This window comes from Catellatospora vulcania (assembly GCF_009720385.1).
Taxonomy (GTDB): domain Bacteria; phylum Actinomycetota; class Actinomycetes; order Mycobacteriales; family Micromonosporaceae; genus Catellatospora; species Catellatospora vulcania.
On record NZ_ML769302.1, the window covers coordinates 137,036 to 151,135 of the forward strand.

At 70.4% G+C, this 14,100-nt stretch carries 14 protein-coding genes and 1 tRNA gene; 8 read left to right on the plus strand and 7 right to left on the minus strand.

Going from position 1 to position 14,100, the window contains the following annotated elements; translation table 11 throughout:
* The first annotated feature begins 153 nt into the window (after nt 1-153).
* Complete coding sequence (locus F6W97_RS04925) at nt 154-1,824, plus strand: DNA repair helicase XPB (protein ID WP_155368947.1); 1,671 nt, start codon at nt 154-156, stop codon at nt 1,822-1,824.
* On the opposite strand, the gene F6W97_RS04930 is transcribed toward F6W97_RS04925, so the two are convergent.
* From F6W97_RS04930 to ku, 4 genes are all read right to left on the minus strand, one after another.
* Nucleotides 1,802-2,515 (minus strand): helix-turn-helix domain-containing protein, encoded by a 714-nt coding sequence (locus tag F6W97_RS04930; protein ID WP_196278983.1) that lies wholly within the window; start codon nt 2,513-2,515, stop codon nt 1,802-1,804. The genes F6W97_RS04925 and F6W97_RS04930 overlap by 23 nt on opposite strands.
* A 155-nt stretch (nt 2,516-2,670) precedes the next feature.
* On the minus strand, nt 2,671-3,492 hold the full coding sequence (gene ligD / locus F6W97_RS04935) for a non-homologous end-joining DNA ligase (RefSeq protein WP_155368949.1): 822 nt from the start codon (nt 3,490-3,492) through the stop codon (nt 2,671-2,673).
* Nucleotides 3,489-4,307, minus strand: a complete 819-nt coding sequence (locus F6W97_RS04940) for an ATP dependent DNA ligase (protein ID WP_155369528.1) — start codon at nt 4,305-4,307, stop codon at nt 3,489-3,491. Before F6W97_RS04940 ends, ligD begins: the two co-directional genes overlap by 4 nt.
* 47 nt (nt 4,308-4,354) lie before the next feature.
* On the minus strand, nt 4,355-5,386 hold the full coding sequence (gene ku, locus F6W97_RS04945; RefSeq protein ID WP_155368950.1) for a non-homologous end joining protein Ku: 1,032 nt from the start codon (nt 5,384-5,386) through the stop codon (nt 4,355-4,357).
* A 64-nt stretch (nt 5,387-5,450) separates the two neighbouring features.
* Here ku and F6W97_RS04950 point away from each other — a divergent pair, with 64 nt between their 5' ends.
* The 5 genes from F6W97_RS04950 to F6W97_RS41185 all read left to right on the plus strand — a co-directional run bounded on the left by F6W97_RS04950 (nt 5,451) and on the right by F6W97_RS41185 (nt 10,651).
* Nucleotides 5,451-5,948 carry an NUDIX domain-containing protein gene (locus tag F6W97_RS04950; RefSeq protein ID WP_230686424.1) on the plus strand — a complete coding sequence of 166 codons (498 nt, stop codon included), beginning with the start codon at nt 5,451-5,453 and terminating at the stop codon, nt 5,946-5,948.
* Nucleotides 5,949-5,997: 49 nt separating this feature from the next.
* Nucleotides 5,998-7,305 carry an MFS transporter gene (locus F6W97_RS04955; RefSeq protein WP_230686425.1) on the plus strand — a complete coding sequence of 436 codons (1,308 nt, stop codon included), beginning with the start codon at nt 5,998-6,000 and terminating at the stop codon, nt 7,303-7,305.
* Between the two features lie 105 nt (nt 7,306-7,410).
* Nucleotides 7,411-8,373 carry a class I SAM-dependent methyltransferase gene (locus F6W97_RS04960; protein WP_155368951.1) on the plus strand — a complete coding sequence of 321 codons (963 nt, stop codon included), beginning with the start codon at nt 7,411-7,413 and terminating at the stop codon, nt 8,371-8,373.
* A gap of 115 nt (nt 8,374-8,488) precedes the next feature.
* A complete protein-coding gene (locus F6W97_RS04965) occupies nt 8,489-9,727 on the plus strand; it encodes a serine hydrolase domain-containing protein (protein WP_155368952.1) in 1,239 nt (412 codons plus the stop codon).
* 96 nt (nt 9,728-9,823) lie between these two features.
* Complete coding sequence (locus F6W97_RS41185) at nt 9,824-10,651, plus strand: ALF repeat-containing protein (protein WP_155368953.1); 828 nt, start codon at nt 9,824-9,826, stop codon at nt 10,649-10,651.
* Nucleotides 10,652-10,713: 62 nt separating this feature from the next.
* On the opposite strand, the gene F6W97_RS04975 is transcribed toward F6W97_RS41185, so the two are convergent.
* Nucleotides 10,714-11,007: a CPCC family cysteine-rich protein gene (locus F6W97_RS04975; RefSeq protein WP_230686426.1), complete on the minus strand. Its 294-nt coding sequence runs from the start codon at nt 11,005-11,007 to the stop codon at nt 10,714-10,716.
* Between the two features lie 139 nt (nt 11,008-11,146).
* Here F6W97_RS04975 and F6W97_RS04980 point away from each other — a divergent pair, with 139 nt between their 5' ends.
* Nucleotides 11,147-11,671 carry a DUF2510 domain-containing protein gene (locus F6W97_RS04980; RefSeq protein WP_155368954.1) on the plus strand — a complete coding sequence of 175 codons (525 nt, stop codon included), beginning with the start codon at nt 11,147-11,149 and terminating at the stop codon, nt 11,669-11,671.
* Nucleotides 11,672-11,733: 62 nt separating this feature from the next.
* Here the strand turns inward: F6W97_RS04980 and F6W97_RS04985 are convergent.
* A tRNA-Thr gene (locus F6W97_RS04985) sits at nt 11,734-11,806 on the minus strand.
* 65 nt (nt 11,807-11,871) lie between these two features.
* Nucleotides 11,872-12,165: a DUF2218 domain-containing protein gene (locus F6W97_RS04990; protein WP_155368955.1), complete on the minus strand. Its 294-nt coding sequence runs from the start codon at nt 12,163-12,165 to the stop codon at nt 11,872-11,874.
* 133 nt (nt 12,166-12,298) lie between these two features.
* Here F6W97_RS04990 and F6W97_RS04995 point away from each other — a divergent pair, with 133 nt between their 5' ends.
* Nucleotides 12,299-14,065 carry a metallophosphoesterase gene (locus F6W97_RS04995; protein WP_155368956.1) on the plus strand — a complete coding sequence of 589 codons (1,767 nt, stop codon included), beginning with the start codon at nt 12,299-12,301 and terminating at the stop codon, nt 14,063-14,065.
* Nucleotides 14,066-14,100: the final 35 nt, after the last annotated feature.

Genomic DNA, 14,100 nt, shown 5'->3' on the forward strand with positions numbered 1-14,100 from the left:
CCCACGAGTAAACGGCGCACCAGGCCTCCCCAGGTTCGGTGTCCTCCGGTGTCGGGACTATAGACGCTCCTGCTGGACGCAGGGTTGCCAGCCGTTCGGTCAGAGCGTGGGAGACTGGACTGTTGACCCTCAGTTCCCCAGCGCGAGGTGAGCATGACGAACGGCCCGCTGATCGTCCAGTCCGACAAGACCCTGCTGCTCGAGGTCGACCACCCCGAGGCGACCGCGTGCCGGATGGCCATCGCCCCGTTCGCCGAGCTGGAGCGCTCGCCCGAGCACATGCACACCTACCGGCTGACGCCGCTCGGACTGTGGAACGCCCGGGCTGCCGGGCACGACGCCGAGAGCGTGGTGGACGCGCTGCTGCGCTTCTCCCGCTACCCGGTGCCGCACTCGCTGCTGGTCGACGTGGCCGAGACGATGGACCGCTACGGCCGGCTGCAGCTGCTCAACGACCCCGCGCACGGGCTGGTGCTGCGCGGGCTGGACCGGGCGGTGCTGGTCGAGGTGGCGAAGTCGAAGAAGGTCGCCGGGATGCTCGGCGCGCAGCTCGACCCGGACACCATCGCCGTGCACGGGTCCGAGCGCGGCCACCTCAAGCAGGTCCTGCTGAAGCTCGGCTGGCCCGCCGAGGACCTCGCCGGCTACGTCGACGGCGAGGCGCACCCGATCGCGCTGCGCCAGGACGGCTGGCAGCTGCGGTCCTACCAGCGCGAGGCGGTGGAGCACTTCCAGGCGGGCGGCTCGGGCGTGGTGGTGCTGCCCTGCGGCGCGGGCAAGACCCTGGTCGGCGCGGCCGCGATGGCCGACGTCAGCGCGACCACACTGATCCTGGTCACCAACACGGTCGCGGGCCGCCAGTGGCGGCGCGAGCTGCTGGCCCGGACCACCCTCACCGAGGACGAGATCGGCGAGTACTCGGGCGAGCGCAAGGAGATCCGCCCGGTCACCATCGCCACGTACCAGGTGCTCACGACCCGCCGCAACGGCACGTTCCCGCACCTCAACGTGTTCGACGCGCGCGACTGGGGCCTGATCGTCTACGACGAGGTGCACCTGCTGCCCGCCCCGATGTTCCGTTTCACCGCCGACCTCCAGGCGCGCCGCCGCCTGGGCCTGACCGCCACCCTGGTCCGCGAGGACGGCAAGGAGGGCGACGTGTTCAGCCTGATCGGCCCCAAGCGGTACGACGCGCCGTGGAAGGACATCGAAGCCCAGGGCTGGATCGCCCCCGCCGACTGCACCGAGGTCCGGGTCACCCTGTCCGACGCCGACCGGCTGTCCTACGCCGCGATCGAGCCGGAGGAGAAGTACAAGTTCGCGGCCACCGCGAAGGCGAAGCTGCCGGTGATCGAGGCGCTGATCGAGCGGCACTCCGACGAGCAGGTCCTGATCATCGGGGCCTACCTGGAGCAGCTCCACGAGATCGGCCGCTATCTGGAGGAGAAGGGGGTGTCCGCGCCGGTCGTGCAGGGCGGCACAACGAACAAGGAGCGCGAGCGGCTGTTCGACGCGTTCCGCGACGGCTCGGTGCGCACCCTCATCCTGTCCAAGGTCGGCAACTTCTCCATCGACCTGCCCGAGGCGGCGGTGGCGGTGCAGGTGTCGGGCACGTTCGGCTCGCGCCAGGAGGAGGCGCAGCGCCTGGGCCGGGTGCTGCGGCCCAAGGGCGACGGCCGCCAGGCGCACTTCTACACGGTCGTCTCCCGCGACACCATCGACACCGAGTACGCCGCGCACCGCCAGCGCTTCCTCGCCGAGCAGGGCTACGCGTACACCATCGTCGACGCCGACGACGTGCTCAGCGGTCCCGCAGGCGCCTGAGCACCCGCGCCACCTCCGGAAAGTCGCCCTCGACCGCCGGCAGCGCGCGCACCGCCGCCCGGTGCTCCTCGCCGTCACCGCCAACGGTGACCGTGACGAGCACCGGCGGCGGCAACGTCGCGACCAACCGCACCTTCACCTCGGCGTGGGCGGTTCGCCACCACCGCGGCCCCGGATCCCGCGGATCGGTGTCGTAGCGCAGGAAGTCACGCCGCTTCTCGTCGTAGCGCCGTGCCGAGGAGAACTGCACCCACTCCGCCAGGGCATCGAGCTCACCCTCGGCCACCAGCAGATCGATCCGCGGGGCCGGAACCGGCACGCCTTGCAGCAGCGCGGCCGCTGCGCCGTCGATCACGTAGCCGAACCGCGGCGCGCGCAGCGCGAACAACTGCAGGTCGGCGAAGACCCCGCGCTGCCGCTCGACCAGCTCGGCCCGCACGCCCTCGATCGCGGCGTCCCGGTGGCCGCCTGACGCCTCCACGTCCACCCGGAGCTGGAGCCCGAGCACGCCGAACATCCGGTCCGCGAGCGTCGAGGTGATCGGCCGGGCGCCCCGTTCGAATCGCGACAGCTGCTGCTGCGCGACGCCCGCGCCGGCCGCGAAGGCCTCCTGGCTGATTCCCCGCCGTTCCCGCTCCGTACGCAGCAGTGATCCGAGCCGCCGCGCCAGCATCGCCTCTCCCTCGTCCACAGCGGCGATCGTCACCCATACCCGCGCATGGCGGTAGGGGCTGTGGATAACCCTGCCGGGGCAGTACATGTCGACCGTGGGCCACAACTTCTGGGTTGTGGATACAACCCAGAAGTTGTGGGCTTCGCAGCAACATGTGTCTCCCGGACCGTAGGTCAGTGCAGCAGACCAGCGTGGAGGTCGCCTAACCGAGCCACGCGGTCGAGGACCTCCACCGGGCCGAAGTCTGCCGCGGTGAAGGCGCCGGTTGCGACTTCGTCCCAGGTCAGGGGGGTCGAGACGGTGGGCGTGGGACCGGCGCGCAGCGAGTACACGCATACCGTCGTCTTGGCCTGGTTGTTCTGGCTCCAGTCGATGAAGACCTTGCCGGGTCGCAGCTCCTTGGCCATCTGATCGGTGACCATGTCCTTGGCGGCTGCGGCGAACTCGGCCGCGATGTCCCGGGCATAGGTCATGACCTCGTCGAAGGTGCCCGCGAAGGTACTGCTGACCTGCATGCCCTTGCGGCCCGACGTCTTCGGGTAGGCCTCGCGGCCGTCCGCGGAAAGGCGGTCGCGCAGGGCCAGCGCGACGGCGCGGCACTCGTCCAGGCCCGCGGGCGGGCCGGGGTCGAGGTCGAAGACCACGCGGTCGGGGCCGGGAGCGTCGACCTGCCACTGGTGGGTGTGCATCTCCAGCGCGGCGAGGTTGGCCAGCCAGACCAGGGTGGCCGGTTCCTGGCAGATGATCAGGCCGTCGGGGGAGACGGGAACCCAGGCGGGCTTCTTCGGCGGGGCGTTCTTCTCGAAGAACCCGGGCCGGTCCGCGCCGTCGGGGAAGCGGATGCGGGTCAGCGCCCGGTCGGCCAGGTGCGGCAGCATCACCGGGGCGATCCGGTGGTAGTAGTCGATCACCTCGGCCTTGGTGGTGCCGTCGGGGTAGAGCGGCTTGTCGAGGTTGGACAGGACCAGTTCCCGGGAGTCGACGCTGACCTTCATCCGCAGTCCTCGCCGAGGCAGTCTCCGGGCAGCTTGTCGGGGCGCAGCCGCAGGAAGATCGGGAACCGGAGGCGGCCGTCGGGGGTGATCTCGCTGTAGCGGACCTCGACCACCAGCAGCGGTTCCACCCAGGTGGCGGGTTCGGCCGGGCCGTCGAACGGCGACGACGGGCGGGCCAGTTCACGCAGTACGGGCAGCAGCGCGCGCTCGGTGCGCACGGTGAGCCCGCCGCCTACCCGGCCCCGGTAGCGCAGCGTGCCGTCGGGCTGCGGGGTGCCGATGAGCAGCGCGCCCAGCGGCCGGGCCCCGGTGCGCCAGCCGCCGATCACGAAGTCGCCGGTGCTGACGAACTTCCACTTGATCCAATCGGGTGAGCGCACCCCGGGCTGGTAGCGCGAGGCCCGGCGCTTGGCCATGACCCCTTCCAGGCCCAGTTCACGGGCCGCGGCAACGGTGGCCGGGCCGTCGTCGAAACTCGGCGAGACCGTCGCCGACGGGGAGACCCCAGATAAAAGCAGCCCGTCCAGCACCTCGCGGCGCTGGTCGTAGGTCAGCTCGGGGCGGATCACGTCGAAGGCGACGTACACCGGGGCGGCACCCTGCTGCATGGCGTGGAAGCTGGGCAGCCCGGCCGAGTCGAAGGCGACCAGTTCGCCGTCGAGCACCTCGGGGACCGGCGGCAGCGCGGGACCGGACAGCTGCCGCCCGGACCGGCCCAGGAACCGCCCGTCGGCGTAGACGGCCCGGTAACCGTCCCACTTCACCTCGTACGCCCACAGGGGTCCGCTCGGCAGCGGGCCGGCCGTCGCCAGCATCGGCGCGATGGCGGCCCGGCCGACAGCGCCGCCGGGCGTGACGCGGATCAAGCTGCCTTGGCCTTCTTCGCCGGCGCCTTCTTGGCCGCCGTCTTCTTCGCGGTGGACTTCTTCGCCCCGTCGTCGCCCGACCCCGCCTTGGCGGACGCGGCGCGCGTGGACGCGGCCTTCGCGGGCTCCGCCTTGCGGCTCGTCGCCTTCTTCGGGGCCGCCGGTTCCGGCTCGGCCTTGGCCGCCTTCTTGATCGGGGTGACGGTGGCGTGGCCGGTGCGCTTCTCCTCCGGCTCGGCAGCTCCGCCGCGGGCCGCACGGGCCCGCTCCACCGACTGGCGCAGCGCCGCCATCAGGTCGATCGTGGGCGCGATCGGCTCCTCGGTGGTCGGCTGCACCACGGTGTCCTTCTTGCCGATCTTCACGTCGATGACCTGCTGCAGCGCCTCGCGGTACGAGTCGGTGAACTCCTCCGGGCGGAAGTCGCCCGACATCGAGTCGACCAGCGAGGCGGCCATCTTGACCTCCTGCGGGCGCAGCTTCACGTCGTCGTCGAGGAAGTCGAACGCGGCCTCGCGCACCTCGTCCGGCCACAGCATCGTGTTGAGCACCAGCACACCCTCGTGCACGCGTACCGTCGCCAGGGTCTCCCGCTGGCGCAGCGCCACCTTCACCACCGCGACCCGGTCCACGTTCTCCAGCGCCTCGCGCAGCAGCAGGTACGGCTTCACGCCGGCGGCGCCGTCGGGTTCGAGGAAGTAGGCCTTGTCGTAGAGGATCGGGTCGATCTGCTCGTTGGGCACGAACTCCAGCACCTCGATGGCGCGGGAGCTGGTCAGCGGCAGATTCTTGAAGTCATCGTCGGTGAGCACCACGATCTCGCCGCCGCCCACGTCGTACCCCTTGGCGATCTGGTCATAACTGACCTGCTCGCCGTCGATCGCGCAGACACGCTGGTACTTGATCCGTCCGCCGTCGGCGCGGTGCACCTGGTGGAATCGGATGTCCTTCTCCTCCGTGGCGGAGTAGAGCTTCACCGAGATGGAGACCAGGCCGAACGAGACGGCGCCCTTCCAGATCGCCCTCATATGGGAAGTATGCCCGTATGACGCCGTGTACCGCGGGAAGTCCCGGGGATCTAGGCTGGCGCGCATGGGTGCTGAGGACGGCTGGGTGAACTCGTACCACGGCAGGATGCGCGCGGCCATGGGCGACGCGACGCTCTTCTTCCTGGGGGCGCGCGGTGTCATCCGCGATGACCAGGGCCGGGTCCTGCTGATCAAACGCACCGACAACGGGTACTGGGCCTTTCCCGCCGGGGCCATGGAGCTCGGCGAGTCGATGCGCGACTGCGCGATCCGGGAGACGTTCGAGGAGACCGGGCTGAAGGCCGGGCAGGCGACGCTGTTCGCCTTCCTCTCCGGGCCGCAGTACACCTTCACGAACATTTTCGGTGACACGTACCAGCACATCTCCGGGTCGTACCTGCTGACCGACGTCTCCGGTGAGTTGACCCCGGACCCGGACGAGGCCGCCGACGCGGGCTGGTTCTCCCCCGACGACCTGCCGGAGCCGACCTCGGGTGCGGTCCGCTGGACGCTGGACCACCTGGCCCGCTTCGAGGAGACCGGCCAGATCTACTCCGACTGAGCGTTTATCGGCTTGCCGCAACCCGGCTCACCAGGCAGTATCGGCGCACGTGACGAGCAAGAGGCGCTTCGCGCTGGACGTGTCCCCGCTGCGCCTGCGCGACTTCCGGCTGGTGTACACCGCGGCCGGGGTCAGCAGCTTCGGCTCGATGATCACTTATGTGACCATCCCGTTCCAGCTCAAGCAGATGACCGGCGACCCGCTGGTGGTCGGCCTGCTGGGCGTGGTCGAGCTGGTCCCGCTGCTGTTCATGGCGTTCGTGGGCGGCGCGCTGGCCGACTACCTGGACCGGCGCAAGCTCGTCTTCTGGGCCGAGGCGGGGCTGGCCGCCCTGACCGGCCTGCTCCTGCTCAACGCCCTGGTGGGCAGCCCCCAGGTGTGGGTGCTGTTCGTCATCGCCGGGCTGTCCGCCGCGGTCGACGGCGTGCACCGCCCGGCGATGGACGCGATGATGCCGCGGCTCGCGCCCGCCGAGCAGATGGCCGCGGTCGGCGCGCTCAACTCGCTGCGCTGGCAGATCGCCCAGATCGCCGGCCCGACGCTGGCCGGTCTCATGATCGCCAATCTGGACGTGGCCTGGGTGTTCGGGTTCGACCTGGCCACCTACGCCGTCGCGCTGGTCTGCTTCGGGCTGGTGCGCGCTGTCGCCCCACCGGAGGCGGCCGAGCGGCCGTCGCTGCGCTCGGTGGTCGAGGGCATCCGGTACGCCCGCAGCCGCCCCGAGCTGATCGGCACCTACCTGGTCGACATCAACGCGATGTTCTTCGCGTTCCCGGTGGCCCTCTACCCATGGGTGGCCGACAAGTACGGCGGGGCTTCGGTGCTCGGCCTCTTCTACGCCGCGCTGGCCACCGGCTCCCTGCTGGTCACGGTCACCTCGGGCTGGACCGTCCGGGTGCACCGGCACGGCCTGGCGGTGCTGCTGGCCGCGGGCGCGTGGGGCCTGGGCATCGTGCTGTTCGGCCTGGCCGGGTCGCTCTGGCTGGCGCTGCTCGGGCTGGTCGTCGCGGGAGCATCGGACATGATCTCCGGCCTGTTCCGGGGCGTGATCTGGAACCAGACCATCCCCGACCATCTGCGCGGCCGGCTGGCCGGCATCGAGATGCTGTCCTACCTGACCGGCCCGATGCTGGGCCAGACCCGGGCCGGGCTGAGCGCCCGCTGGTGGGGTTACAGCGGCGCGGTCGTCTGGGGCGGCGTGCTCTGCGTCGCCGGCACCGGCGCGCTCGCCGCGGCTCTGCCCGCCTTCCTCAAGTACGACGGCCGCGAAGGTCTGGCCCGCAAGCAGGCCGAAGAGGCCGCCCGCGCCGCCGAACTCGCCGCTCTGCGCCCCGCCGACGCCCCGACTGCGGCGTGAACGATCCGGGCGGCGGAAGGTTTCTGCCTATTCAGGCATTTTTGTTCCAAGTGGTGGCTTAGCCTCTGATTGGGGCAATTCGCCGGGCGGAACGGAGCAGTCGCCATGCAGACCACAGCCATCGACGTCATCGACTACGACGCAAACGGCTACGACTACCGCGAATACTGGTCGGGCCGCGACTACGAGCTATGGGCCGAGCAGCGGGTGCTCCGGCGACTGGTCCCGAAGCTGGGCCGGGCCACCTGGTTCGCCGACTTCGGCGGGGCGTTCGGCCGCAACGCGGGGCACTACCTGGCCCGCGCCGAACACGCGGTGATCATGGACTATTCGGCGACCAACCTGCGCAACGCCGGCGAGCGCCACGCCGCCGAGGTCGCCGCCGGCAAGCTGCACCTGGTCCGCGCCGACCTCTACCGCATCCCGTTCCGGGACTTCGCGTTCGACGCGGGCATGGTGGTCCGGGTCCTGCACCACCTGTCCGAGCTGAACCGTGGCCTGACCGAGATGAGCCGCACCGTCGGCGGCCGCTGGCTGGTCGACGTGCCGATCAAGCATCACGTGCTGGGCCTGGCCCGGGGCCTGCGCTGCGGGCAGCTGCGCGAGGTGCGCAGCCCGCACCCGGTGGCCATGGGCGTCGAGGAGCAGTTCTGGAACTTCCAGCTGGGCGCGGTCCGCGAGCGGCTCGGCGACCTCGGCTGGCGTACCTCGCTGGGCGCGAGCGTCAACAACTTCCGGCAGTGGGAGAAGGTCGCCCCGCGCGCCAACCGGCTGGCCCGCCCGCTCGTGCACGGCATGGAGGTGTTCGCGCAGACCTGGGGCAAGGGCTGGTGGGGCCCGAGCCAGTTCGTCGTCGCCCGCCGCCACGACCCGGCACAGCCGGCGTACGACCGGCCGGGCGGGCACACCGTGGACCTGCCCGCCGAGCTGGCGGGCCTGGCCCGGCGCATGGTCTGCCCGGTGTGCGTGACCCGCCTGAACTGGACGCCGGAGACCGCTACCTGCACCCGCTGCGACCACACGTACCACCGCCGCGGGGCATTCTGGGACTTCGTCCCGCCCCAGTGAGCACATCCCGAGGAAACCTCACCTGCCGATCTGTCATCTGCTGTACTCGATGAGAGGAAACGGGGCTTTCGGCCCTGACAAGCCGTATGGCGACAGGCACGGGGGTGCGAACGATATGCGACGGTTCGGCGTGATCGGGCTAGGGCTGTCACTGGTCGCCGCCACCGGGGCCTGCGCCAACACGTTCGGTCAACCAGAGACCTGGCAGACGCCCGCGCCGGCGGCCCCGGCCTACACCGCCGCGCTCGACACCACGCTCCAGACCATCATGAAGAACATGAGCGTCCCCGGCGCGGTCGTTATGATCACGTCGCCGGAGAAGGGCGACTGGACCAAGGCGTACGGCACCCGCACGGTCGAGGGCGGCGGGCCGGTGACCGTCGGCGACCGCTTCCGGATCGGCTCCAACACCAAGACCATGACCGGCACGGTGCTGCTGCAACTGGCACAGGAAGGCAAGCTCGGCCTGGCCGACCCGGTGTCGAAGTACCGCCCCGACGTGCCCGACGGCGACAACATCACGATCACCCAGTTGCTGGACATGCGCAGCGGGCTCTACAACTACTCCGAGGACGAGCAGTTCAACGCCCAGCTCGACAACGACCCCACCCGGGTGTGGAAGCCCGACGAGCTGCTGGCCATCGCGTTCGCCAAGCCGCCGTACTTCGCCCCGGGGGCCGGCTTCCACTACTCGAACACCAACCTGATCCTGGCCGGCCTCATCGCCGAGCAGCTCACGGCGCAGACCCTGCAGGAGGCGTTCCAGCAGCGGATCTTCGGCCCGCTCGGGCTCGGCGAGACGCTCCTGCCTCCGGCCACGGACTCCGGCATCCCCGCTCCCCACCCACAGGGCTACATGTTCGGCACCAACGTGAGCACGCTCAACGACGCCGCACTGCCCGCCGCCGAGCAGTCGGCCGCCGCCGCGGGCACCCTGCTGCCCAGGGACGTCACCGTCAGCAACCCGTCGTGGGCCTGGGCGGCGGGCGGCGCGATCTCCACGGCCGCCGACCTGACGAAGTACGCCACCGCGCTGGTCGGCGGCGGGCTGCTCGACCCGAAGATGCAGCAGACACGGCTGGACAGCATCCAGCCCATCCAGACCCCGGCCCCGTTCGAGGTCGGCTACGGGCTGGCGATCGTCCGGTTCGGACCGCTGTACGGCCACGACGGCCAGATCCCGGGCTACAACTCGTTCATGGCGCACGACCCCGTACGCAAGGACACCGTCATCGTGCTGACCTCACTGTTCGCGGCCCCGGACGGCAAGCAGCCCGCCAACGCGATGGCCATGGCGATCATGCAGGCGCTGTACGGGATCCCGGCGCCCGTTTCGCCGTCGCCCAGCCGATGACCACGAGGTTGTGATCATCGACCGCCAACCCGATTGCCCAATGAGGACCGACTGCATTACCTTGACTCCCTTTGGTTGATCACGGGGAGGCAAGAAATGCGATGGAAGACACTGGCCGCAATCGCCATAGCCCTGGCCTGGCTGGCACCGGCGGTCCCGGCAACCGCCAGCGAGCCCGCACAGATCGGCCTTGACCAGGCCTGCCGGCTCGGCCAGCCGGTGACGTACCCGGACCTGCGGCCGCTGCTCGACGTCGACGTCGACGCCATGACCGACACCGATGTGCGGGTCCGGGTGAACCAGATCCTCGCCCAGACCAAGGGCATCTACATCCAGGTCCCCCAGCGGGCGCAGGAGGCGCTGGACGGCAAGTATGAGGGAGCGGAGAAGGACACCCGCGAATTCCTCAAGTCCCGGGCCCGGATCGTGTGGGACACCGACATGCGGGTCCTGGTGAACCAGGTCATGCACGTCGGCGGTGCCCACGTCAAGGAGGCCGCGGGCAAGGTGCTCGACGCCGCCACCACCGACAACGCGCTCGCCTTCCTCAACGAGGGCCAGCACACGGCACGTACGCAGGACTACCGCGACCTCGCCACCGAGGCCAAGCGCACCGGCGGCCCCGAGGTGGTGAAGGCCGCGACGGCCGCGCTGGACGGCACGTTCGAGGACCTGCGCGTCTTCCTGTGCAGCGGCTGGCGCGCCGCCCACGACAAGGACCAGGCGGCCGCCAGCCCATCGCCGTCGGCGACGCCGACGCCCAAGGCGACGCCGACGCCGTCCTCGACGCCCACGCCCACGACGACAGGCGGACCCGCGCTGCCCGTCACCGGCCCGAACACCATGGCACTGCTGATCGTGGGCATGTCCCTGATCGCCTGCGGCGCGGCCGGAGTCGTGATCGCCCGACGCGTTCGGGCATAGCCGATCAGCGAGGGGCCCGGGTCACCCTGGCCCCTCGTCGTGCCCGGCGGCGAAGGAGAACTTCACCGACGAGACAGCGGGTGCTCGTCATCCCTGGGCGCTCGCACACGGCCGACGGCACTCGCCTCGCAGGCTCCCCACCTCGCGAAGTTCCGCCGTGCCTCGGTGAGGCTCAGCCTGCCGTTCGCGCCGCCGTACTCCTCGTCGGCGTCGTGGTCGTCCTGTCCGTCGTCCTGCCAGAAACACACGTGGCAGATCTGGTGGTAGCCGCGCCACTCCAGGGTCAGGTAGCCACAGCACGGACACCCATAAGGGCCGTCGCCAGATGCCCGAACGCTGAAGGTCGGCAGATCCACGCCGCAGATCCTCGCACGTGACAGCCCCAGGAAGGACCCAGCAGGCGGGCCGGACGAACCCCTGCACCGCCCAGGCCGGCTTCCTGTACGCGCTGAGCCGCCCGTTGATACGCTGCGGCCCCGATGACCTGGAGAGTCAGTGTCGCTCGCGCCGCCCGCCGGCTGGTATCCCAGCGCCGATGACCACGTCCGCTACTGGACCGGGGAGCGCTGGGCGGATCATGCCGCGCCGTCGGACTCCGCACCGCCGCCCGCCGCGGCCGACCGGGTCGCCACCGGCACACCGCGCGCCGGGTGGACGCGGATGATGCGGGCCCTAACCCTGGTCGTGCCGGCACTGCTGGGGGCGGGGCTGGTCGCAGAGGTGGCACTCGGCCTGCTACCCGCGACCAACGCGCCCCACGTGACGCGGTGGCTGGCGATATCGCTGCTCGCTGTGCCACTGGGCTGGGTGGCCCCACAGGTCGGCTATCGCGGCAGGGATGTGCTGTTCCTGCTCGTTCCGGGGTACGGCCTGTGGTGGGCGTGCCGAGTGCTCTGGCGCTACTCCTACCTGCCGTTCGCCGACTGGCTGCCCCGCACGGAGCACGCGGCGGACTGGCGGCAGGCGCCGCATCCGGCGGAGCCGCGCAAGCTGCTCCTCGTCCCGGCCCGCCGCGACTGACGGTCCGGCCCCAGACATGAAAAAACCGCCCCCCACACAGGTGGGGGGCGGTTTCGTTGCAGAGCCGCCTAACGGAATCGAACCGTTGACCTTGTTATTACGAGTAACACGCTCTACCGACTGAGCTAAGGCGGCAACGTCGCATCACTATACGCGATCAGACAGCCCCCCGGCCAACGGGTAGGCGGTGGGTCACATTTTCACGCGGCGACGGGCGTGAACTGCCCGAACTTGAGCCCGTCCTTCTCGCCGAACCGCTCGGCGTGGCTGACGATCACGCGCTGGACGGTGGCGGCCCGCTCGGCGTCCTCGGCCTCGATCCGGACCACGAGGGCATCGGCGGTGGCGGTCAGCTCGGCCCGGCCGGCCTCGAACCGGGCGCTGCCGTGCTCCTCGGCCAGCTCCACCTCGATCTTGTGGCTGAAGTGGGTCAGCACCTGCTTGAGGTAGCGGGCGGCGCGCGTGGTGGGGGCGTTCCCCTCAACGATCATCATAGAGTTAGGTTAACCTAACTTTCGCTGGTCGCCCACATGAGGACCACGGCAGGTGTCCGGTTGGCGGCAGCCGGTGCGGATTGCCCGATCGGGCCGGTGCGACCTGTTCCACTGCGGACTAGGCTGCGCTGCTGTGACCGTGATCCCTCCGCGCAGTCCCTCAGACCCGACGCCGGTGTCGGGCCGGACGCACCGTCCGAGCAAACTCGAGCCCGCGCAGCTCGGATTCACCCCCCAACCTCCGGTGGCCTGGCTGAGCCCGCTGCAGCTCGCCGCCACGGGCGTACGCGTCGCGTTCGCCGCACAGTTCGGCGCCTATCTGGACAAGCGCGAGCTGCAGAACGCCTTCCCCACCAAGGTCCACGACGAGCACGTCAACGACGAGGAGCTGTGGCTGGACTACATCGCCGACCTCGGTGACGGGTTCAACGCCACCTATTCGATGGCCTACCTGCTGGCGCAGGAGGAGATCGAGGCGACCGGCGAGCGGCTGCCGCGCGGCCGGGTGCTGGTGCTCGGCGGCGACTCGGTGTACCCGACGGCCAGCGGCAAGGCGTACGAGGACCGGTTCGAAGGCCCCTTCCGCGCGGCGATGCCGCAAGTCCCGGCCGAGAACGGGCCGACGCTGTACGCGCTGCCCGGCAACCACGACTGGTACGACGGCCTGACCGCGTTCCTGCGCCTGTTCGCGCGGCGCGACGGTTCGCGCATCGGCGGCTGGCGCACCAAGCAGACGCGGTCGTACTTCGCGCTGCAGCTGCCGCACCGCTGGTGGCTGCTGGCGCTGGACGCCCAGGGCGCGGCCTACATGGACGACCCGCAGCTGGAGTACTTCAAGGGCGTGGCCGCCAACATCGAGGAGGGCGACCGGATCATCCTGGTCACCCCGCAGCCGGCCTGGGTGCAGTCCGAGGAGCACCCGCTCTACTACGACACCATCGACTACTTCCTGCGTACGGTGATCGACCCGACCGGCGCGAGCGTGGCCCTGATGGTCAGCGGCGACCTGCACCACTACGCGCGGTACGCGCAGACCGACAGCGGCCAGCAGCTCATCACCTGCGGCGGCGGCGGGGCCTACATGGCGGCGACCAACCACCTGCCCGAGGCCATCACCGTGCCGCCCAAGCACTCGCAGATGCGCCGGCAGAGCACCGGTATGCCGTACAAGCTGCAGAAGACGTACCCGACGAAGCTGCGCTCGCGCTGGCTGGGCGGCGGCGTCTTCGCCCGGCTGCCGTGGCGCAACCCGGGCTTCGCCACGATGCTCGGCATCATGCACACGATGCTGATGCTGTCGCTGAACAACGCCGCGGGCCGCATCCTCACCGTGCCGATCTTCATGATGACCGCGCTGGTGATGTTCGCCTGCGTCTTCTTCTCGGTCGGCCTGACCGAGGCGGCGGCGAAGATAACCCCGGTGGTGCTGGGCGCCCTACACGGCTGCGCGCACATCGCGCTGGGCGTGGTGGGACTGACCCTGTGGCGGCTGCTGCCGTTCGACAACTACAAGCCCGCGGTGCAGGCGGCCCTGGCGGTGGTGATCTACCTGACCCCGGCCGGGGTCGCGGCGGCGCTACTGGTGTCGCTGTACCTGCTGATCGCGGCCTCGTTCAAGGTGAACGTCAACGAGCTGTACGCCGGCCAGGGCATCGAGGACTTCAAGAGCTTCCTGCGGATGCGCTTCGCCCCCGACGGCACGCTGAGCATCTACGTGGTCGGCGTCGACAAGATCTCGAAGAAGTGGGTGCCGCAGCCCGCCGGCGCGTGGTTCCGCCCGGCCACGGCGCTGAAGCCGCGCCTGGTCGATGAGGTCATCACCCTCGGCCCGGCCAAGCAGCACGCCGCCCCGCCCGCCGTGCTGCCCTCCGACGCGCCAGACCCGAGCCACACGGCTTAGCGGTTCTCGTACGCCTCACGGCTCCCGCACCGACG